General features: G+C 72.0%; 23 protein-coding genes. 20 read left to right on the top strand and 3 right to left on the bottom strand.

Annotated features, from left to right (window positions below):
- Positions 1-131 precede the first annotated feature (131 nt).
- Together ABME02_RS09370 and ABME02_RS09365 are read left to right on the top strand one after the other, a co-directional pair.
- The gene (locus tag ABME02_RS09370) at positions 132-470 is read left to right on the top strand and encodes a hypothetical protein (RefSeq protein ID WP_353815031.1); all 339 of its coding nucleotides are present in this window, start codon (positions 132-134) and stop codon (positions 468-470) included.
- Entirely contained in the window at positions 467-1,954 is a 1,488-nt protein-coding gene (locus ABME02_RS09365; RefSeq protein WP_353815030.1) for a hypothetical protein, read from the top strand. Before ABME02_RS09370 ends, ABME02_RS09365 begins: the two co-directional genes overlap by 4 nt.
- A gap of 28 nt (positions 1,955-1,982) precedes the next feature.
- On the opposite strand, the gene ABME02_RS09360 is transcribed toward ABME02_RS09365, so the two are convergent.
- On the bottom strand, positions 1,983-2,363 hold the full coding sequence (locus ABME02_RS09360; RefSeq protein ID WP_353815029.1) for a phage holin family protein: 381 nt from the start codon (positions 2,361-2,363) through the stop codon (positions 1,983-1,985).
- Between the two features lie 52 nt (positions 2,364-2,415).
- Here ABME02_RS09360 and ABME02_RS09355 point away from each other — a divergent pair, with 52 nt between their 5' ends.
- The 4 genes from ABME02_RS09355 (at position 2,416) to ABME02_RS09340 (ending at position 7,159) form a co-directional block, all read left to right on the top strand.
- A complete protein-coding gene (locus ABME02_RS09355) occupies positions 2,416-3,498 on the top strand; it encodes a histidinol-phosphate transaminase (protein ID WP_353815028.1) in 1,083 nt (360 codons plus the stop codon).
- Positions 3,499-3,541: 43 nt separating this feature from the next.
- Positions 3,542-4,675, top strand: a complete 1,134-nt coding sequence (locus ABME02_RS09350; RefSeq protein WP_353815027.1) for a thiamine pyrophosphate-dependent dehydrogenase E1 component subunit alpha — start codon at positions 3,542-3,544, stop codon at positions 4,673-4,675.
- Positions 4,676-4,740: 65 nt separating this feature from the next.
- Entirely contained in the window at positions 4,741-5,700 is a 960-nt protein-coding gene (locus tag ABME02_RS09345; RefSeq protein WP_436408255.1) for an alpha-ketoacid dehydrogenase subunit beta, read from the top strand.
- Between the two features lie 46 nt (positions 5,701-5,746).
- Positions 5,747-7,159: a dihydrolipoamide acetyltransferase family protein gene (locus ABME02_RS09340; protein WP_353815025.1), complete on the top strand. Its 1,413-nt coding sequence runs from the start codon at positions 5,747-5,749 to the stop codon at positions 7,157-7,159.
- Between the two features lie 36 nt (positions 7,160-7,195).
- On the opposite strand, the gene ABME02_RS09335 is transcribed toward ABME02_RS09340, so the two are convergent.
- Complete coding sequence (locus ABME02_RS09335) at positions 7,196-7,693, bottom strand: GNAT family N-acetyltransferase (RefSeq protein ID WP_353815024.1); 498 nt, start codon at positions 7,691-7,693, stop codon at positions 7,196-7,198.
- A 122-nt stretch (positions 7,694-7,815) separates the two neighbouring features.
- On the opposite strand from ABME02_RS09335, the gene ABME02_RS09330 reads away from it, so the two are divergent.
- Genes ABME02_RS09330 through ABME02_RS09310 form a run of 5 tightly spaced genes read left to right on the top strand, consistent with a single transcriptional unit; the run spans position 7,816 to position 11,784 of the window.
- On the top strand, positions 7,816-8,826 hold the full coding sequence (locus ABME02_RS09330) for a metal ABC transporter substrate-binding protein (RefSeq protein ID WP_353815023.1): 1,011 nt from the start codon (positions 7,816-7,818) through the stop codon (positions 8,824-8,826).
- A gap of 4 nt (positions 8,827-8,830) precedes the next feature.
- The gene (locus tag ABME02_RS09325) at positions 8,831-9,598 is read left to right on the top strand and encodes a metal ABC transporter ATP-binding protein (RefSeq protein WP_353815022.1); all 768 of its coding nucleotides are present in this window, start codon (positions 8,831-8,833) and stop codon (positions 9,596-9,598) included.
- Positions 9,599-9,635: 37 nt separating this feature from the next.
- Positions 9,636-10,541: a metal ABC transporter permease gene (locus ABME02_RS09320; RefSeq protein ID WP_353815021.1), complete on the top strand. Its 906-nt coding sequence runs from the start codon at positions 9,636-9,638 to the stop codon at positions 10,539-10,541.
- Positions 10,541-11,383, top strand: a complete 843-nt coding sequence (locus ABME02_RS09315) for a metal ABC transporter permease (protein ID WP_353815020.1) — start codon at positions 10,541-10,543, stop codon at positions 11,381-11,383. Before ABME02_RS09320 ends, ABME02_RS09315 begins: the two co-directional genes overlap by 1 nt.
- Positions 11,380-11,784 carry a Fur family transcriptional regulator gene (locus tag ABME02_RS09310; protein WP_353815019.1) on the top strand — a complete coding sequence of 135 codons (405 nt, stop codon included), beginning with the start codon at positions 11,380-11,382 and terminating at the stop codon, positions 11,782-11,784. The genes ABME02_RS09315 and ABME02_RS09310 overlap by 4 nt, the downstream gene beginning before the upstream one ends.
- A gap of 22 nt (positions 11,785-11,806) precedes the next feature.
- Here the strand turns inward: ABME02_RS09310 and ABME02_RS09305 are convergent, their stop codons facing one another.
- Positions 11,807-12,421, bottom strand: a complete 615-nt coding sequence (locus ABME02_RS09305; protein ID WP_353815018.1) for a DUF2202 domain-containing protein — start codon at positions 12,419-12,421, stop codon at positions 11,807-11,809.
- 491 nt (positions 12,422-12,912) lie between these two features.
- Here ABME02_RS09305 and ABME02_RS09300 point away from each other — a divergent pair, with 491 nt between their 5' ends.
- From ABME02_RS09300 to ABME02_RS09260, 9 genes are all read left to right on the top strand, one after another.
- Positions 12,913-14,370, top strand: a complete 1,458-nt coding sequence (locus tag ABME02_RS09300) for a quaternary amine ABC transporter ATP-binding protein (protein WP_353815017.1) — start codon at positions 12,913-12,915, stop codon at positions 14,368-14,370.
- A complete protein-coding gene (locus tag ABME02_RS09295) occupies positions 14,367-15,347 on the top strand; it encodes an ABC transporter permease (protein WP_353815016.1) in 981 nt (326 codons plus the stop codon). Before ABME02_RS09300 ends, ABME02_RS09295 begins: the two co-directional genes overlap by 4 nt.
- Positions 15,348-15,506: 159 nt before the next feature.
- Complete coding sequence (locus ABME02_RS09290) at positions 15,507-16,400, top strand: glycine betaine ABC transporter substrate-binding protein (protein WP_353815014.1); 894 nt, start codon at positions 15,507-15,509, stop codon at positions 16,398-16,400.
- A 168-nt stretch (positions 16,401-16,568) separates the two neighbouring features.
- Entirely contained in the window at positions 16,569-17,936 is a 1,368-nt protein-coding gene (gene gad, locus ABME02_RS09285) for a glutamate decarboxylase (protein ID WP_353815013.1), read from the top strand.
- A 53-nt stretch (positions 17,937-17,989) separates the two neighbouring features.
- Positions 17,990-18,700: a hypothetical protein gene (locus tag ABME02_RS09280; RefSeq protein WP_353815012.1), complete on the top strand. Its 711-nt coding sequence runs from the start codon at positions 17,990-17,992 to the stop codon at positions 18,698-18,700.
- Between the two features lie 149 nt (positions 18,701-18,849).
- On the top strand, positions 18,850-19,086 hold the full coding sequence (rpmB, locus tag ABME02_RS09275; protein ID WP_056727420.1) for a 50S ribosomal protein L28: 237 nt from the start codon (positions 18,850-18,852) through the stop codon (positions 19,084-19,086).
- Positions 19,086-19,253 carry a 50S ribosomal protein L33 gene (gene rpmG / locus ABME02_RS09270; RefSeq protein ID WP_021760158.1) on the top strand — a complete coding sequence of 56 codons (168 nt, stop codon included), beginning with the start codon at positions 19,086-19,088 and terminating at the stop codon, positions 19,251-19,253. The genes rpmB and rpmG overlap by 1 nt, the downstream gene beginning before the upstream one ends.
- A gap of 3 nt (positions 19,254-19,256) precedes the next feature.
- Positions 19,257-19,562 carry a 30S ribosomal protein S14 gene (gene rpsN / locus ABME02_RS09265; protein WP_155053011.1) on the top strand — a complete coding sequence of 102 codons (306 nt, stop codon included), beginning with the start codon at positions 19,257-19,259 and terminating at the stop codon, positions 19,560-19,562.
- A gap of 271 nt (positions 19,563-19,833) precedes the next feature.
- The gene (locus ABME02_RS09260) at positions 19,834-20,121 is read left to right on the top strand and encodes an HU family DNA-binding protein (protein WP_129233735.1); all 288 of its coding nucleotides are present in this window, start codon (positions 19,834-19,836) and stop codon (positions 20,119-20,121) included.
- Positions 20,122-20,305 lie beyond the last annotated feature (184 nt).

The raw sequence follows: 20,305 nt of genomic DNA, 5'->3' as shown, positions 1-20,305 counted from the left end.
CGTGCGCACCGGTCGTGCGCGGCGATGCAGGCGGCTCGGTGCCGTCCTCCCCCGACCGGCTTCCCGTCGATCCGCCCACACGAACGAGCACAGCGGATGCCTCGGCTTGCCCGAGCGCGCAGGCTCGCGGGGTGCTCGCCATGACGTCCCTCTCCCCCGCGTCCGCCGAACTCCGGCTCGAGGCGATCGAGCAGGCCCTGTTCGCCCTGCGGCGGCTCCGGGTCGAGGTCGAGTCGGTCAGGCCCGGGCTCGTGCTCGAGCGACTCGACGGATGGCACGACGATGCGGCCGACCTCTACGCCGAGCGTGCCCGGGAGCTGCGCTTCGCGCTCGCGGGCGCCGAGGGGGCGTTGGTCGATGCCGAGACCCGGCTCGTCGCGGAGCGCGAGCGCGCGCGGGAGGCGCGCGAAGCGGCCCTCGCGATCGCAACACCGGATCGACCGGTTTCCGGAGCGGGCGGACGCTGGTGAGCGGGCTCGACGTCCGCAGCGGCGGGCCCCACTCGGTCGAGACGGAGGCGCTCATCCGGGAAGCCGTGCGGATGGCGTCGGTCGCGCACGTCGTCGAGGGGTGGGCCGCCCGGGCCGCCGCCCTCAGGATGGAGGCGGAGCGGATCGCGACGCCCGATCCCGCCGATCGTGCGTGGGGCGCCGCGATCGATGCCGACACCGCACACGCCGGTTTCGCCTCGGCGGGTCGGACCGCCTCCGACCTGTCCGTCGCGCTCGGGCTGGGCGCGACGCAGTACGCGATGACGGAGGGCGTCGTCGAGGGGCTCGCCGAGGCGGGGCGCCGGTCGGGGGCGGGGCTCATCGGCCTGGCCGCATCGGGGATGCTGCTGCCGGCCGCCTCCGCGACCGCGATCGCGCTCGGCCCGACCGCGGTGGGCGGTGCGATCGCTGCCGCCGTCGATCGGGACCGTCACGCCGAGGCGGTCGGATCGGTGCTCGCCAGGCATGGCCTGCCGATCCTGTCCGACCCGGACTTCGTCTCCCTCGTCCGCGTCGCGGCCGACCAGGCCGATGAGTTCCTCGCCGGCCTCATCCGCTCGCCGGGGCTGTTCGCGATCGGATCGGAGCTCGACGCTCCCGAGAGCGCCGGCCTGGTGCTCGCGGCGGCGGGCGTCGTCGGGCTGGTGACGGGATCGAGGGGACTGCGGGAAACGGGGATCTCGGCACCGGTCCGGACTCCGGAGCCCGAGGCGGCCGTCGGGCGGGTGCTCGACGACGCGTCGTCGCCCCAGGGCATCGCCGACCTCGCCGATCGGATCCCTCCGTCCGACGCCGGCGGCCCGCAGGTGCGGATCGAGCGGTACGACGGCGCGGGTGGTGGCGCGAGGTGGATCGTGTACTCGGCCGGCACCGCCGACTTCGGCATGGCGCCCGCCGCCGAACCGTACGACATGACCGCGAACGTGCACGGTGTGGGCGGGGCATCCGTCCTGCACGACCTCGTCGGCCTCCCGGCGGAGGCGGCCGCGTCGGAGCGAGCGCTGCGCGCGTCGATGGCGGAGGCGGGCGTGCTGCCGGGAGACCCCGTGATCGTCGTCGGGCACTCGGCGGGCGGCATGGTCGCGGCGAACGTGGCCGCCGACGCCGACCTCGACGTGGTGGCTGCGGTCAGCTTCGGGGGTCCGGTCGCGCAGGCCGGAACCGGCGACACCCCCGTGCTCTCGGTCGCGCACGACGAGGACCTCGTGCCGGCCACCGCGGGGTCGGGCCTCGCGGCCGGCGGGCGGATAGAGGTGGGGCGCAGCCTCGGCGCACTCGCGCCCGGACCCGACGGCGCCGTGCCCGCGCACGCGATCGACCGCTACCGCGAGACGGCCCGCCTCATCGACGACGACGACGACGATCAGCGGCTGGCGGAGTTCCGCCACCTGGTCGCCGGGTTCACCGACGGCGAGGCGCCTGCCGAGGTGACGTACTGGCGGGTCGACCGCACACTCGGGTGACCGGCTCGGCCGCCCGCCACTCCCTCGGTCAGTCGGCCGGCCGGACGACCAGCCCGATCAGCCAGCTGATGAGGCCGAGCACGAGGGCGCCGAGGACGCCCCACCAGAACCCGTCGACCTCGAGGCCGAAGCCCATCAGGCCGCTGATCCAGTCGACGAGGAGCAGGAGCAGCCCGTTGACGATGAACGAGATGAGCCCGAGCGTCAGCACGTAGAGGGGGAAGCCGACGATGCGGATGAACGTCCCGATCGTCGCGTTCACGATGCCGAAGATCGCCGCGATCAGCAGGTACGTGAGCACCGTCGCGATGTCGGTGTCCTCGTAGGGCACCACCCTGACGCCCGAGACGATGAGCGTCGTGAGCCACAGCGCGAACGCGACGACGATGACCTTCAGGAGGAAGCGCATCCCACAACTATGGCAGCGGGTGGCGTGCGAGCGAAGGGGTACGGTGGATGCCGTGACCGCATCGGAGCCCACGCCCCCGCAGGTGCGCCTGCGCCCGGAGATCGCCGCGCTTCCCCCGTACCGTCAGGGCCGGCCCGCCCCGGAGGACGGCTTCAAGCTGTCGAGCAACGAGAACCCCTGGCCGCCCGTCGCGGCCGTCGAGGCGGCCATCTCCGCCGCGGCCTCCGGGGTCCACCGATACCCGGACGCGACCGCGCTGGCACTCCGCGAGCGGCTGGCCGAGCGATACGGCGTCGCCGTCGACGAGGTGCTCGTCGGGGCCGGGTCCGTGTCGCTGCTCGCCCAGTTCGTGCTCGCCGCGGCCGGGCCCGGCGACGAGGTCGTCTACTCGTGGCGTTCGTTCGAGGCCTATCCCGGGCTCGTCACCGTCGCCGGCGCCACGAGCGTGCAGGTCCCGAACCGGCCCGACCACGGCCACGACCTCGACGCCATGGCCGCCGCCGTGACCGACCGCACGCGCGTGCTCATCGTGTGCTCCCCCAACAACCCCACCGGGGTGCCCGTGACCGCCGACGAGTTCGAGCGCTTCATGGCGAGCGTGCCGGCCGACCGGCTCGTGCTGCTCGACGAGGCCTACGCCGAGTTCGTGAGGGACGCGGCATCCGTCGACGGCATCTCGCTCATCGGGAGGTACCCGAACCTCGTCGTGCTCCGGACCTTCTCGAAGGCCTACGGGCTCGCGGGCGTCCGGATCGGCTACGCGATCGGGCCGGTCGCGATCCTCGATGCCGCGCGCGCGACGGCGATCCCCCTCGGCGTGACCGCCGTCGCCACCTCCGGCGCGCTGGCCGCGCTCGAGCCGGAGAACGAGGCCGAACTGCTCGCCCGCGTCGACGCGCTCGCCGAGCGTCGTGAGGCGCTGCGCGAGGCGCTCATCGCGCAGGGCTGGGAGGTCCCGGCGGCGCAGGGCAACTTCGTGTGGCTGCCGACCGGCGACCGCACGGTCGAGGTCGCTGAGGCGCTCTTCGCGGGTGGGATCGTCGCGCGCGCGTTCCCCGGCGACGGCATCAGGGTCTCCGTGGGCGAGCACGAGTCTGTGGACGTGCTCCTAACGCTTCTCAGGGAGCTTGTCTGACCTCCACAAGAAGGGGCCCACATCGAGCGGGTACCGTGGAACGGTGGCAGCCCCCTCACGCGACTTCACCGCTCCGACGGTCCAGTTCCTGACGCCCGAGGGCGAACTGCGTCCGACGCCCGAGGCGGAAGGCTACCTGCCCCTCGTCGAGGCGTTGCCGGATGCCGCGCTCGAGCAGTTCTACCGCGACATGGTCGTCTCGCGACGGGTCGACGTGACCGGCGCGAACCTGCAGCGTCAGGGCCAGCTCGCGCTGTGGGTGCCGAGCCAGGGCCAGGAGGCTGCGCAGGTCGGCTCGGCCCGCGCCGCCCGACCGCAGGACCACGTCTTCCCGTCGTACCGCGAGCACATCGTCGGCATGATCCGCGGCCTCGACCCCGTCGCCATCCTGAAGCTGCTCCGCGGCGCGACGCTCGGCGGATGGAACCCTGAGGAGAACGGCAACTTCCACCTCTACACGCTCGTGCTCGCGTCGCAGACGCTGCACGCGACCGGGTACGCCATGGGACTGCAGTTCGACGGGGCGACCGCGACCGGCGACCCCGAGGCGGATGCCGCCGTGCTGGTGTACTACGGCGACGGCTCGACGTCGCAGGGCGACGCGAACGAGGCGCTCGTGTTCGCCTCGAGCTACAACACGCCGCAGGTCTTCTTCGTGCAGAACAACCAGTGGGCGATCTCGGTGCCCGTGTCGCGCCAGTCGCGCAGCCCGCTCTCCCTGCGCGGCGGCGGCTTCGGCATGCCGGGCATCCGGATCGACGGCAACGACGTGCTCGCGAGCTATGCGGTCACCAGGCGGGCGCTCGAGGAGGCCCGCGCGGGCGAGGGTCCGTCGTTCATCGAGGCCGTGACGTACCGCATGGGCGCCCACACGACGGCCGACGACCCGACGAAGTACCGCACCGACGACGAGGTCGCGTACTGGACCGCGCGCGACCCGATCACGCGCTTCCGCGCGTGGCTCGAGGGGCGCGGCGCCTCCGCCGGGTTCTTCGACGGCGTCGACGAGGAGGCCGCCGACATCGCGGCCGACGTCCGGACGCGCGCGCTCGAGCTCACCGCTCCCCCGCGCAGCGACATCTTCGCCCACGTCTACAGCGAGCCCCACCCGCTGATGGACGCGCAGTCGGCGTGGCTCGAGGAGTACGAGAACTCGTTCGAAGGAGACCAGGCATGACGGTCGAGACGGTCGCCGGCACGCCGGCCGAGGCGGACGAGCTGCGAGGCGTGCACACGCTCTCGATGGCGAAGGCGATCAACGCCGGACTCCGCGAGGCGATGCGGAACGACCCGAAGGTCCTGCTGATGGGCGAGGACATCGGCGCGCTCGGCGGGGTGTTCCGAGTCACCGAGGGCATCCTCGCCGAGTTCGGCGACCGGCGCGTGCTCGACAGCCCGCTCGCGGAGTCGGGCATCGTGGGCACCGCGATCGGCATGGCCATGCGCGGGTACCGCCCCGTGCTCGAGATCCAGTTCGACGGGTTCATCTTCCCGGCGTTCGACCAGATCACCACGCAGCTCGCGCGCATGAACCTCCGTCACGACGGCGGGATGCCGATGCCGGTCGTCATCCGCGTGCCCTACGGCGGCCACATCGGCTCGATCGAGCACCACCAGGAGAGCCCAGAGGCGTACTTCGCGCACACCCCGGGCCTCCGCGTGGTCAGCCCGTCGTCGCCGCACGACGCGTACTGGATGATCCAGGAGGCGATCGCCTCGAACGACCCGGTGCTGTTCTTCGAGCCGAAGAGCCGCTACTGGCCCAAGGGCCCGGTCGACCACGACCACGCCGGCCTGCCGCTGCACGCGAGCCGCGTCGTCCGGCGCGGAGACGACGTCACCGTGGTCGGGCACGGCGCGATGATCGCCACGCTGCTGCAGGCCGCCGACATCGCGGCCGAGGAGGGCCGGAGCCTGGAGGTCGTCGACCTGCGCTCCCTCTCCCCCATCGACTTCGGTCCGATCGTCGACTCGGTGCAGCGCACCGGCCGGCTCGTGGTCGCGCAGGAGGCCTACGGGTTCGTGAGCGTGGGCTCCGAGATCGCCGCGACGGTCGCCGAGCGGGCGTTCTACTCGCTCGAGGCCCCGGTGCTGCGCGTCTCGAGCTTCGACACGCCGTTCCCGCCCGCCGCGCTCGAGTCCGAGTACCTGCCCAGCGCGGACCGGGTGCTCGAGGCGGTCGACCGTTCGCTGTCCTACTGATCCGCGGCTCGCACCCGATGCCGCACCTTCGAACCTGAGGAGCACGATGAGCGAGATCCGATTCCCGCTTCCCGACGTGGGCGAGGGCCTGACCGAGGCCGAGATCGTGCAGTGGCGCGTCGCGCCCGGCGAACGCATCGCGCTCGACCAGGTGTTCGTCGAGATCGAGACGGCGAAGTCGCTCGTCGAACTGCCGAGCGCGTTCGAGGGCACCGTCACGGAGCTGCTCGTCGAGGAGGGCCGGACGGTCGACGTGGGCACTCCGATCCTGGTGATCCAGACGGATGCCGCTGCCGGCATGTCCTCGCCGGATGGCCCGCCCGCTCCCGCCGAGGCACCTGCCGCCGCACCGGGAGCACCGGCGTCGGCCGCACCCGCGTCGACGTCCGCCGACGAGGGCGGCGCCGTGCTCGTGGGACACGGCAGCAGCGGCCCGGGCCAGAGCCGTCGCCGTCGCCATCCGGCGCCCGGCGGTGCGCACGAGCACCTGGCTCCCCCGCCGCCGGCACCCCCCGCCGCGCCCGCGTCCCCTCCCCCGGCGGCACCCTCGCCCGCGCCGGCGGAGCCGACCCGCCCGGCGGAGCGCCACGACGACGGGGTCCCGGTGATCGCGAAGCCGCCGATCCGCAAGCTCGCGAAGGACCTCGGCGTCGACCTGTCGCGCGTCGCGCCGACCGGCCCGATCGGCGACATCACGCGCGACGACGTGATCCGCGAGGCCAGCCAGGCCAGCGTCTTCCGCAACATCCAGACGCCCGAGCTGCCCGCCGACCGCGAGACCCGGATCCCCGTGAAGGGCGTGCGGAAGGCGATCGCGCAGACGATGGTGCAGAGTGCATACTCCGCGCCGCATGTATCCGTCTTCGTCGACGTCGACGCGACGCGGACCATGGAGTACGTCAAGCGGCTGAAGGCGTCGCCGGACTTCGCGGGCGTGAAGGTGTCGCCGCTGCTGATCATGGCGAAGGCGATGATCTGGGCCGCGCGCCGCAACCCGACGGTGAACGCGCAGTGGACCGATGACGAGATCATCGTCAAGCACTACGTCAACCTCGGGGTCGCCGCGGCGACGCCCCGCGGGCTCATCGTGCCGAACGTCAAGGAGGCGCAGGCCATGACGATGGTGGAGCTCGCCACGGCGCTCGAGCAGTTGACGCTGACGGCTCGCGAGGGCAAGACGCAGCCCGCCGAGATGCAGGGCGGCACGATCACGATCACGAACATCGGCGTCTTCGGCATGGACACGGGGACGCCGATCCTGAACACCGGCGAGGTGGCGATCGTCGCGCTCGGCACCATCCGGCAGAAGCCCTGGGTGGTCGACGGCGAGGTGCGGCCCCGGTTCGTCACGACGATCGGCGGGTCGTTCGATCACCGGGTCGTGGACGGCGACGTCGCCAGCCGGTTCCTGGCGGACGTCGCATCGATCATCGAGGAGCCCGCGCTCCTGCTCGAGTAGCAGCGGCGTCGGTCCGGCGCGCGCCGGGACGACGTGTCAGAGGCGGATCTCGTAGACGACCACGCCGTCGGTCCGGCCCACCTCGACGAGGCCGGCCTGCTCGAGCACGCGACGAGCGGGCAGGTTCGCGATCTCGCACTCGGCGCGCGCGACGAGGGCGCCGGCCAGGCGGAGCACGTCGAGCGCGGCGTCGACGACGTGGTGGGCCAGGCCCGCGCCGCGGGCGGCGGGGACGAGCCCGAAGGCGAACTCGACGGCGCCGCGCTCGTCGGGCGGGCCGAAGAGGTTCACGCCGCCGACGGCGGCGCCGTCCTCTCCGTCGGTGCCGAGACGCCGAACGAGGTAGGGACCGAAGGGGGCCGGGTCGCCGTCGCGCTGCGCTGCGCGGATGTAGTCGGCGAGAAGCTCGGGTTCGTCGGTGAACGAGTAGCCGCCCTCCCAGCCGTCGAGCGGGTCGACGTGGCCGTCGAGCAGGCGCTCGGCGTCGGAGGGGGTGAACGGGTGCAGGGTGATCGGGCTCGTGGCGGTTTCCACGGCTGACACTCTCGCATGGACGACCGACGAAGGACAGCCCCCCTGCACAGAACGTCATGCGAACGATCGACGCCGGACAGATGGTTTTGACAATCATTATCAATAACGCGTACGCTCGTGCCATGCCCACCGCATCGACCCGCAGCATCCGCCTGTCCGCACTCGCCGTCGGTGCGACCTCCATCGCCCTGCTCGCGGGCTGCGCCGCGCCCGGCGGGTCGGAGTCGGGCGGCGTGCGGGTCGTCGCGACGACCACGCAGGTCGCCGACTTCGCCGCCGAGGTCGCGGGGGACGCCGCCGAGGTGACCGGGCTGCTCGAGCCCGGGCAGAGCGCCCACTCGTTCGACCCGTCGGCCGCGCAGCTGCTCGCGCTCGGGACGGCCGACGCCCTCGTCGTCAACGGCGCGGGGCTCGAGTCGTGGATCGACGACGCCGTCGCGGCCTCCGGGTTCGACGGCGTGCTGATCGACGCGAGCACCGGCATCGAACTCGAGGCGACCGATGACGAGCACGCGGGCGAGCACGACCACGAGGCCGAGGACGAGCACGCGCACGAGGACGGCAACCCGCACATCTGGACCGATCCGGGGCTCGCCGAACGCATGGTCGCGAACATCGCGGCCGGTCTCGAGGAGGTGCCCGGCATCGACGCCGGGGCGATCTCGGCGAACGCGGACGACTACACCGCTCGACTCGAGGCGCTCGACGCGTGGATCGCGGAGAACGTCGCGACGGTCCCGGTCGACCAGCGGCTCCTCGTGACCAACCACGACGCGTTCACCTACTTCCTGCACGCGTACGACATCACGTTCGTCGGCAGCGTGATCCCGAGCTTCGACGACAACGCCGAGCCGAGCGCAGCGGAGATCGACGCGCTCGTCGAGCGGATCGCCGAGACCGGCGTGCAGGCGGTCTTCTCCGAGGCGTCGATCTCGCCGAAGGCGGCCGAGACGATCGCCGACGAGGCCGGCGTGACGGTCTACTCGGGCGAGGACGCGCTGTACGGCGACTCGCTCGGCCAGCCCGGATCGGACGGGGAGACGTACCTCGGCAGCCAGGTCCACAACGTGGAGCTCATCCTCGAGTCGTGGGGCGTCGAGCCTTCCCCGGTGCCCTCGGTGCTGGGAGGATGACGACATGACCGAGTCGGGAGCCGTCCTCGTCCTCCGGGACGCCGCATTCCGGCACCCGGGAGGGGCCGGCGTCAGCGGCCTCAGGCTCTCGGTCGCACCGGGCGAGGCCGTCGCGGTCATCGGGCCGAACGGCGCCGGCAAGTCGACCCTCCTGCGCGGCATCCTCGGCCTCGTGCCGATCGTCGAGGGCACGATGCGTGTCGGGGGAGCGGAGCATGCCGCCGACGGCATGATCGGGTTCCTGCCGCAGTCGTCCGATCTCGACCCGGACTTCCCGATCAGCCTCGAGCAGGTCGTGATGCAGGGGCGCTACCGCAGGCTCGGCCTGCTGCGGTGGCCCGGCCGGCACGACCGCGAGATCGTCCGCGGTGCGATCGAGACCGTGGGACTCGCCGACCGCGCACGCCGTCGCTTCGGCGAGCTCTCCGGCGGCCAGCGCCAGCGCGGCATGCTGGCGCGCGCGCTGGCGTCCGAGCCGGTGCTGCTGCTGCTGGACGAGCCGTTCAACGGGCTCGACCAGGCGAACCGCGATGCGCTCATCGAGACCATCCGCACGCTCAAGTCGCGCGGCGTCGCGATCGTCGTCTCCACCCACGACCTCGAGCTGGCGCGGCAGGTGTGCGACTCGGTGCTCCTGGTGAACGGGAGCCAGATCGGCTGCGGCCCGGTGGACGACGTGCTCACGCTCGAGAACGTGCAGGAGTGCTTCGAGGGCGTCGAGGTCGAGATCGACGAGCACACCGTGGTCGTGCCCGGGCACGAGGGACATTGATGCCGGAACGGGCATGCGACCGGGGGAGTGGCCGGCGATGAGCCCGTACGACCTGCTCTTCGGCGCATTCGCGCTGCCGTTCATGGGGCGAGCGCTGCTGGTGCTCGTCGTGCTCTCGATCGTGGCGGGCATCGTCGGCGTGCTCGTGAACCTGCGGGGCCTGGAGTTCATCAGCGACGGCCTCACGCACGCGGTCTTCCCCGGTCTCGCGATCGGACTCGCCGTCGGGGGCACGGCGGGGCTCGTTCCGGGCGCCGCGATCGCCGCCCTCATCGGCGCGGTCCTGCTCACGCTCTTCCTCCGGAGCGGGGTCACCTCGGACGCCGCGGTGGCGGTCGTGCTCACCGCGACCTTCAGCATCGGCGTGATCGTCGTCTCGATGAGCGACGACTACGCGGGCGAACTCGAGGCGCTCCTGTTCGGCCGCGTGCTGACGATCGCACCGCAGGACGTCGCGCCGCTCCTCATCGTCTCGTCGGCCGCGGCCGTCGCCGTGGCGGCGACCCTCAAGCAGCAGGTGTTCCGGGCGTTCGACCCGCAGGGCAGTCGCGCGGCCGGCGATCGCGGGCTGGTCCTGGACCTGGTGCTCAACGCGGCGATCGCACTCGTCGTGGTGGCGGGAGCCAGCACGGTCGGCACGCTCCTCGTCCTGGCGTTGCTCATCGTCCCCGGAGCCTCGGCCCGTCTCGTCACGGTGCGCCTCTGGCTGCTCTTCCCCGTCGCGACCGCGATCGGCGCGACGAGCGCCTGGCTCGGCCTCGCCGTCGGGTTCGGCATCTCCGTCGGCGCCGGCGTCGACCTTCCGGCCGGCAGTACGGTCGTCGCGGTCTTCGTCGTGGTGTACGCGCTGATGCTGTCGGCGCGGCTCGTCCGGGACCGGATGACGCGGCGTGCCGCGGCATCCGACGCGCAGCGCCCGAGCGTCGCGGTGGGGGAGCGCTGATGGGGTACTTCGAGCGCGCACTGCTCGCCGCGGTGGTGATCGGGGCGGGCGCCGGTTTCGTCGGTGCGCTCGTCGTGCTCCGGCGGCGGACGTTCTTCGCGCAGGCGCTCACGCACGCGACCTACCCCGGCGCGGTCGCGGCGGCCGCCCTCGGCCTCAGCGTCCCGCTCGGTGCGGCCGTGGCATCCGTCGTCATCGTCGCGGTCATGATCGCGATCGCCCGCGTGCGGCATCAGGGTGCGCAGGTCGCCGCGGGCATCGTCCTCACGGGCGGGTTCGCGGCGGGGGCGCTCCTCCAGGCCGCGCTGCCGGGGATCCCGGTCCGTCCGGAGTCGCTCCTCGTCGGATCGATCCTGACGGTGACCGACGCCGACATCGCGCTCGCGGGCGCCGTCTTCGCCGCCGCGGTCGTGCTGGTCGGCGCCTTCGGCCAGCGCATCGCCTTCTCGACGTTCGATCCCGGCGGGTTCCGCGCCGCGGGCTTCCGCGAATGGCCGGTGGAGCTCCTCGTGCTCGGGCTCACCGCGGCATCCGTCGTGAGCTCGCTGCCGGCCGTCGGAGCGATCCTCGCGATCGCGCTCATCGCGGCACCTGCCGCCGCCGCGCGCGCCGTCGTCTCGACCTATCGCGGGGTGCTGTTCGCCGCGCCCGTCATCGGGGCGGCCTCGGGGGTCGTCGGGGTGCTCGCCTCCCGTGCGCTGGCGGTCGCGGCAGGGCCGGCGATCGCATTGGCGGCGACGGCGTTCTTCCTCGTCGCGCTCGGCGGCTCACAGCTGCGACGACTACCCTCGAGGCGGGCTCCGATACCGGTGGAGACCGCGGAGGACGCACGGATCGCATGAAACGGAACACCTGGCAGCGCGAGGCGGTGCGCGATGCGCTCGACGGCACCGAGGGGTTCATCAGCGCGCAGGCGCTGCACTCGGCACTGCACGCGAGCGGGTCGCCCATCGGCCTGGCGACCGTCTACCGTGCGCTCGGCGACCTCGCGGCGAGCGGCGACGCCGACTGCCTGCAGTCGCCAGAGGGCGAGGCGATCTATCGTGCGTGCAGCACCGGCCACCATCACCACCTCATCTGCCGCAACTGCGGGCTGACCGTCGAGATCGCGGCCGATGAGGTCGAGACGTGGGCCCAGCGCGTGGCGGCCGAGCAGGGGTTCACCGCGCCGGCCCACGTCGTCGACGTGTTCGGGCTCTGCGCCGAGTGCTCCCGTCAGGCTGCGGAGGGCGCGCGCGCCTGAGCCGACGACGTCCGTCGTGCGGTCAGGCGAGGCGCTCGAACGTGGCGAGGTGGTTCTCCGAACCCGCGTAGAGCCGCTCGAGCACGTCGACCACGTCGGCCTCGTCCTCGGCCGCGATCGCGGCGCCGAGGTCGGCGAGGTCCTTCTCCTCGATCGCGATGCCGACCTGGATCGCCTCGTCGAGGCTGGTCGATCCGCGCGCGACCAGTTCGTCGTAGAGCGCCTGGAGGTCGGGGTCGGTGAACACGCCGACCTCGTCCGACCGCGGGTCGTCGATGCCGCGTGCCGAGAGCAGCGGTGCGACGAGGTCCTGGTGCGTGGTCTCGCTGCCCGTGATGTTCGCGAACACCTGCGCGCCCCAGAGGTCGCCGAGCACGACGTAGACGTCGTGCGCCAGCTTCTCCTCCTCGATGAGGTACACGAGTGCGGCGGCGGTGCCGTCGCCGTCGTCCGGCGCGGACGCCTCCGGGGCGGCTGCCGACGCGTCGGGGGCGGATGACGGAGACGCCGACGCGGTCGCTGCCGGGGCGGGAGCGCTGTCCGTCGCCACCGGGGTGCAGGCCGTGAGCGACAGTGCCGAGCCCGTGAGGGCGATCGCGGCGAGTGCGCCGATGAGGGGGGTCGTGCGGGTGAGCATGCGAGTGCCTTCCTGTGTCCGACCGGGGCGGTCCGGATGACCGCGAGTCGGGGATCCCGGCCGAGCCTCCAACCTAGCAATACCCATGGGGTATCCATCGGGACGGAGGTCCCATGGACCGGGGGAGTGCGGCAGCTCGCGGCGTGACGGAAATCGCTGGCCAGGGCGGAATCCATCGCCACGATTTGAGAACCGATCGGGGAGGTGGATACGGTTGACGACGGTCCACGTGGACCGCCCACCCAGTCCGCGCCCCCGGTCGCCCGGCATTCGTCAGAGTGCCCACCGGGGTCGTACGGTTCCCCGCGTGGTGTCCGGCCCCAATGGCCGGGCGCGCTGGACTCGGTGCTCGCCCGGTGCACAGCACCACCGCGGCTCGAGCCCGACTCCCGGATCGCGCGGAACCCGGCCGTGACCTGAGCACGCTCCTGCCCGCCGGCCGCAGCGCACCATGGCCGGCGCGTCGAGCGCGCCTCGGAGTGCCTGCACACATGCTCGAAACCTCCGTCCACGACACGGACGGCGCCGCGACCCCCGAGGTCGCCGCGCCGCCCGGCACGAACCACGACACCGCCGCGGCCTCGGCCGCGGCCCGCCACGCCCCGCCGGCCCTCGAGGTCCGCGGCCTGACCCGGTTCTTCGGCCGCCGGCCGGCCGAAGCGCTCCAGCGACTCGCCGACGGCGCGACCCGCGACGACGTCGCCCACCTCGGGACCGCGGCCGTCGTCGACGCCGAGTTCGACGTCCGACGCGGCGAGATCTTCGTCGTCATGGGCCTCTCGGGCTCCGGCAAGTCGACGCTCATCCGCATGCTCAACGGCCTGCTCGAGCCGACCGCCGGCTCGGTCGAGCTCATGGGCGAGCGGATCACGGGAATCCCGTCGAAGCGCCTCCGCGCCATCCGCCGCGACCACGTCTCGATGGTCTTCCAGCACTTCGCCCTGCTGCCGCACCGCACGGTGCTCGACAACGCCGCGTACGGCCTCGAGATCCAGGGCGTGCCCGCCGAGGAGCGCCGCGAGCGCGCCTCGCGCGTGCTCGACCGCGTCGGCCTCGCGGGCTGGGGCGACAAGATGCCCGGCGAGCTCTCCGGCGGCATGCAGCAGCGAGTCGGCCTCGCCCGCGCGCTCGCCGCGGACACCGACATCCTGCTCATGGACGAGGCCTTCTCGGCCCTCGACCCGCTGATCCGACGCGAGATGCAGGAGCAGCTCGTCGAGCTCCAGCAGGAGCTCGGGAAGACCATCGTCTTCATCACGCACGACCTCAACGAGGCCATGTTCCTCGGCGACCGCATCGCCGTCATGCGCGACGGGCGCATCGTGCAGCTCGGCACCGCCGAGGAGATCCTCACCGATCCCGCCGACGACTACGTCGCGCAGTTCGTCCAGGACGTCGACCGGGCCCGCGTGCTCACCGCCGGCAACGTCATGGAGGCGCCGCGCGCGATCGTGTCGTCCTCCGCCGGTCCGCGCGCCGCGCTCCGAACGATGCGCGACCTGCAGACCTCGACCCTGTTCGTCGTCGCGCCGGGCCGGCGCCTGCTCGGGGTCGCGCACGACCGCGAGGTGCTCCGGCTCGTCCAGCGCGGCGAGCGCACGCTCGACGCCGCCATCCGGGACGACGTCGCGACCGTCGGCCCCGACGTGCCCCTCGCGGAGCTGCTCGGCAGCGCCGTCGAGCACGAACTCGCGCTCGCGGTCGTCGACGACCGGCAGCGCCTCCTCGGCGCCGTGCCACGGGTCACCCTGCTCGCCGCGCTCGGCAACGTGCCGGCGACCACGGGCGAGCTCCCGGCGATCACCCCGCCCGCCACGGTGCCCGTCGACGTGATCACCGAGACCCTGCGCTCGACGGAGGAGGGTCGGCCCGAGCCCGCACCGGGCCTCGAGGAGGCGATCGCCTCCGCCGACGCGGGCCGGGCAGCGAGCGAAGGGAGCCGCGCATGACCGACATCCGCCTCCCCCTCGGCGAGCTCGCCGAGGGTGCCATCGACATCCTGACCGACGCGCTCGGCGGCCTCTTCGACGTCATCCGCGCCGTCTTCGCCGGCTTCTACGACGTCGTCGACCTGGTGCTGTCGACCCCGCCGTTCTGGGCCGTGATCCTCGTGATCGCCGCGCTCGCGTGGTTCGCCAAGGGCTGGAAGCTCGCCGTCGGAACGCTGGTCGGCCTGCTCGTGATCGTGGGCGTCGACCAGTGGGAGAACGCCATGGACACGCTCGCGCTCGTGCTCGTCTCGAGCGCGATCGCCGTGGTCGTCGCGATCCCGCTCGGCATCCTCGCCGCCCGGAACGACGTGGCGAGCCGCGTCATCCGCCCGGTGCTCGACTTCATGCAGACGATGCCGGCGTTCGTGTACCTGATCCCCGCGCTGATCCTGTTCCGGGTCGGTGTCGTGCCTGGGATCGTCGCGACGATCGTGTTCGCGATGGCGCCCGGCGTGCGACTCACCGAGCTCGGCATCCGCGGCGTCGACCGCGAGGTCGTCGAGGCGGGTCACGCCTTCGGCTCGTCGCCGTGGCGCATCCTCCGCCAGATCCAGCTGCCGCTCGCGATGCCGTCGATCATGGCCGGCGTCAACCAGGTCATCATGCTCTCGCTCTCGATGGTCGTCATCGCCGGCATGGTGGGCGCGGGCGGCCTCGGCGGCGACGTCGTGCAGTCCCTCACGCGCATCGACGTCGGGCTCGGCTTCGAGGCCGGCCTGTCGGTCGTGATCCTCGCGATCGTGCTCGACCGCATCACGGGCGCGTTCGGCTCCGGCCGTCGTCGCCTGCTCCCGCGGCCGCGCCGGGCGGATGCCCCGCCGGTGGATGCCACCGAGAGCACGGATGCCTCGACGGCCACCACGCTCGCCGAAACCGAGGGCTCGGGCCTCGCGGTGAAGCACTCCGCCGTGAAGTCGCCGGTCGGCGCAAAGTAACCAGACCATTCGGTCACCGCCCTTCGGCCACGGAGCGGCGGCGCCCGGCATGCCCCGGGGCGCGGCATCCGCCGCCCCCAGGACCCCCGCGCGGAACCCGCGCGGAACCATCCCCAACACCCGTGCCACAGCACACGGGAGGAAAGGAACACCCTGCACATGACCAAGCGTCACCTCATCTCCACCCTCGCCCTCGGCGGCGCCGCGGCGCTCGCCCTCTCCGGCTGCGCCTCGGGCGCCGAGGCCGAGACCCTCGACAACGGCGACCAGCAGGACGTCACCATCGCCGTGTTCAACGGCTGGGACGAGGGCATCGCCGCGAGCGAGCTCTGGAAGGCCGTGCTCGAGGAGCAGGGCTACGACGTCGAGCTCGAGTACGCCGACGCCGCCCCGGTCTTCCAGGGCCTGAGCGACGGCGACTACGACGTCACGCTCGACACCTGGCTGCCCATCACCCACGCCGACTACGTCGAGCAGTACGGGAACGACATCGTCGACCTCGGCGCCTGGAACGAGGACGCCAAGCTCACGATCGCCGTGAACGAGGACGCCCCCGTCGACTCGCTCGCCGACCTCGCCGCCGACGCCGACGCGTTCGACAACCGCCTCGTCGGCATCGAGCCGGGCTCGGGCCTCAACCGCGTCACGACCGACAGCGTCATCCCGACGTACGGCCTCGACGGCATGGACTACCTCACCTCGTCGACCCCGGCGATGCTCGCCGAGCTGACCGCGGCCACCGACGCCGGAGAGAACATCGCCGTCACCCTGTGGCGTCCGCACTGGGCCTACGACGCGTTCCCGATCAAGGACCTCGAGGACCCCGAGGGCACGCTCGGCGACGCCGAGGGCATCCACTCGTTCGGCACCGCGGACCTCGAGGAGACCCACCCCACCCTCGCCGGGTGGCTGCAGGGCTTCACGATGGACAGCGAGCTGCTCTACTCCCTCGAGAACGCCATGTTCAACGAGAACGACTCCGACGACTACGGCCCCGTCGTCGAGCAGTGGATCGCCGACAACCAGGAGTACGTCGACTCCCTGACCTCCTGAGGCCGGGCCGCGCCGTGACGGCGCGATGAGCCGAAGAGCGGATGCCGCGGGCGCACGTCGTGCCCGCGGCATCCGCTTCGTCGTCCTTCCGGCCCTTGAGGCGCCGATCGGCGGGGACTATCGTCCGCACGGGTGCGGCCGCCGCGGCCGACGCGATGGAGGGGGACCATGGCACACGACGACGAGCTGCAGCCGACGTTCACGCGGGCGGGGGAGGCGACGACGGCGCGGTACACGGAGATACCGGAGCTGCCGATGCTGCCCGAGACCGCGTACCGCATCATCCACGACGAGTCGATGCTCGACGGCAACGCGCGCCTCAACCTCGCGACGTTCGTGACGACGTGGATGGACGAGCACGGCGACCGGCTCTACCACGACGCGTTCGACAAGAACATGATCGACAAGGACGAGTACCCGGCCACTGCAGCGATCGAGGAGTACTGCTGGCGGATCCTCGCCGACCTGTGGAACGCGCCCGACCCGAGCGACGCGATCGGGACGTCCACGATCGGATCGTCCGAGGCGTGCATGCTGGGCGGACTCGCGCTGAAGCGCCGCTGGCAGCACGCGCGACGCGCGGCGGGCAAGTCGACCGAGACGCCGAACCTCATCATGTCGAGCGCCGTGCAGGTGTGCTGGGAGAAGTTCTGCAACTTCTTCGACATCGAGATGCGGTTCATCGCGACGAGCGACGAGCACCCGCTCATGGACGGCACCGGGCTCGAGGACGTGGTCGACGAGAACACGATCGGCGTCGTCGTGATCATGGGCGTCACCTACACGGGCTCCTACGAGCCCGTGACGAAGGTCGCCGCGAAGCTCGACGAGATCCAGGCGGCGACCGGCCTCGACATCCCGATCCACGTCGACGGCGCCTCCGGCGCGATGGTCGCGCCGTTCCTGCAGCCCGACCTCCAGTGGGACTTCCGCGTGGAGCGGGTGCAGTCGATCAACACGTCGGGCCACAAGTACGGGCTCGTCTACCCGGGCGTCGGCTGGGTCGTCTGGCGGAACACCGCCGCGCTGCCCGAGGACCTCGTGTTCCGGGTGAGCTACCTCGGCGGCTCGATGCCGACGTTCGCCATCAACTTCTCCCGCCCCGGAGCGCAGGTGCTGCTGCAGTACTACCGGTTCCTGCGGCTGGGCCGTCTCGGGTACACCGCGATCCAGCAGGCGTCGCAGGACGTCGCCGTGTTCCTCTCGGGCGAGATCGCCGCGCTCGACGCGTACGAACTGCTGACCGACGGTACCGACATCCCGGTCTTCGCGTGGCGGCAGGTGCCCGGTTACACCGACAAGTGGACGCTGTACCACCTGGCCGAGCGGCTGCGCATCAAGGGATGGCTCGTGCCGGCCTACCCGCTCTCCGGCGACCAGTCCGACCAGACCGTCATGCGCATCGTGTGCCGCAACGGCCTCAGCCACGACCTCGCCGAGGACCTGCTGCGCGACATCCGCGAGGAGACGGAGTTCCTCGACGGCCTCGACGCGCCGATGCCGCACGAGGGCCTCGTCCAGGCCTTCCACCACTGAGCGATCGGGAGCGGGGCGGGATGGCGGCGCGCGGGGCGCGCGGGGTGGGCCGGGTGCGACGGCTCCGTCGCGAGGCGTGGGGCTTCGCGATCGGGTCGCTGTGCTTCCTCGTGGCGGCGTTCCCCTTCTACGCCGAGTGGTTGGGGCCGGTCGGCGTGAACATCACGTTCGTGGCCGGTTCCGTGTTCTTCACGCTGGCCGCCTTCGTGCAGCTCAGCCTCAGCGGCCGGCACCTGCCGCGCCGTCGCGTGACGAACCGGGCCGACTGGTGGGACTGGTGGGCGGCCGCGGTGCAGTTCGTCGGGACGCTCCTCTTCAACCTCAGCACCACGCTGGCCCTGCTGGCCGCGATCGCGGCGCCCGACTACGTGGGGGCCGGCTGGAAGCCGGACGCCTGGGGCTCGCTCGCGTTCCTCGCCGCGAGCGCGTTCGCGATGGTCGCGACGACGCACCGCGGCGAGCTGTGGGACACCGACGCCCGCACCTGGCACGGCACGTGGCTGGGCATGCTCGGCTCGGTGTTCTTCGGGCTCTCCGCGATCGGCGCCTACGTGATCCCGGAGACGGGGACGCTCCTGAACCTCCTCTGGGCGAACCTCGGGACCCTGCTCGGCGCGCTGTGCTTCCTGCTCGCTGCGCTGCTGTCGCGTCGTTGGGTCGACCGCGGCGAGCCGACGAGGGATGGCCCCACGCGCGTCGACGCCGCCTCACCGGGCGACGCGACGGCGGCGCGGCCGGCGCCGGGTTCGGGCTCGATGCCCTGATCTGCTAGGCTTTCCCTTTGGCTGGGCGCTTCCACCGCTCAGACCGTGGACGAATCCCCCGGTATCTACCGCGCGAGCGGAGGGGATCGCCTGCAGACAAGAGACCTTGGGAGGGGCCGTCCGGCCCCTCGGTATTGGAGGAAAGACCAATGGCAGCAGTGTGCCAGGTGACCGGAGCCGTCCCCGGCTTCGGCCACAACATCTCGCACTCGCACCGCCGGACGAAGCGCCGCTTCGACCCGAACGTGCAGAAGAAGACCTACTACGTGCCGTCGCTGCGTCGTAACGTCACCCTGAACGTGTCCGCCAAGGGCATCAAGGTGATCGACGCCCGTGGCATCGAGGCCGTCATCAAGGACATCCAGGCTCGTGGGGTGAAGCTCTAATGGCGAAGCAGCAGGACATCCGTCCGATCATCAAGCTCCGTTCGACGGCCGGCACCGGGTACACCTACGTGACCCGCAAGAACCGTCGCAACAACCCCGACCGTCTCGTGCTCAAGAAGTACGACCCCGTGGTGCGCAAGCACGTCGACTTCCGAGAGGAGCGCTAGGACATGGCCAAGAAGAGCAAGATCGCGCGCAACGAGCAGCGCAAGGTGGTCGTCGACCGCTACGCCGCGAAGCGCGCCGAGCTGAAGAAGACCCTCGTCGACCCGAACGCGACCGACGAGGCCCGTGAGGCCGCCCGCGTCGGCCTGCAGAAGCTGCCCCGCAACGCCTCGCCGGTGCGCGTCCGCTCGCGCGACGCCATCGACGGCCGCCCCCGCGGCGTGCTCACGAAGTTCGGCGTCTCGCGCGTCCGGTTCCGTGACATGGCGCACCGGGGCGAGCTGCCCGGCATCACCAAGTCGAGCTGGTAAGCACCCGCTTCACGAGAGGGGCGTCCCGGATCATCCGGGGCGCCCCTCTCGTCGTCCCCGGCGGACATGCGAGGTGCGCTTGACGACGGATGCCGCGGCATCCGTCAAGCCCCCTGCGAACCTGCCCGAATGGGCCGGAAATCCGCGTGTTTCCGCGGGACTCTGCTACATTCGAGGCGGCCTGAACGGCTACGGGGGCGATCGTGAGATCGGTTCTCCGTGTTTCCACACGACAGCTGTACCAACAGCGAAGGTCCGAGGAGGACATTCAATGGCTGACAAGTCGCTCAACAAGTCGGAGCTCGTTGCCAAGATCGCCGCATCGACGGGCCAGAGCCAGACGGCCGTCGACGCCGTGCTCAACGGCTTCTTCGACACCCTCGCCGAGTCGGTCGGCTCGGGCACCAAGGTGTCCATCCCGGGCTGGCTCGCCGTCGAGCGCACCCACCGCGCCGCCCGCACGGGCCGCAACCCGCAGACCGGCGAGACCATCCAGATCGCCGCCGGCAACTCGGTCAAGGTGACCGCGGGCTCGAAGCTCAAGGCCGCCGCGAAGTAACCCCGCGCGCGCCAGCAGACGCACTCGGCGACTCCCGAAGGGGCGCCCGGCATTCCCGGGCGCCCCTTCGTCGTGCACGGGCGAGCGCCGGGGCGAGGCCTCCCAGCCGGCTCGCCTAGGCTCGTACGGTGATCCGTTCCGCCCGCGTGCTGGGCCCAGCCGCCCTCGTCGCCGTCGCGCTCGC

The organism is Agromyces zhanjiangensis (assembly GCF_040496055.1).
Lineage (GTDB): Bacteria > Actinomycetota > Actinomycetes > Actinomycetales > Microbacteriaceae > Agromyces > Agromyces zhanjiangensis.
The sequence above is the reverse complement of the archived record's forward strand: the minus strand, read 5'-3'. Positions and strand labels throughout refer to the sequence as shown.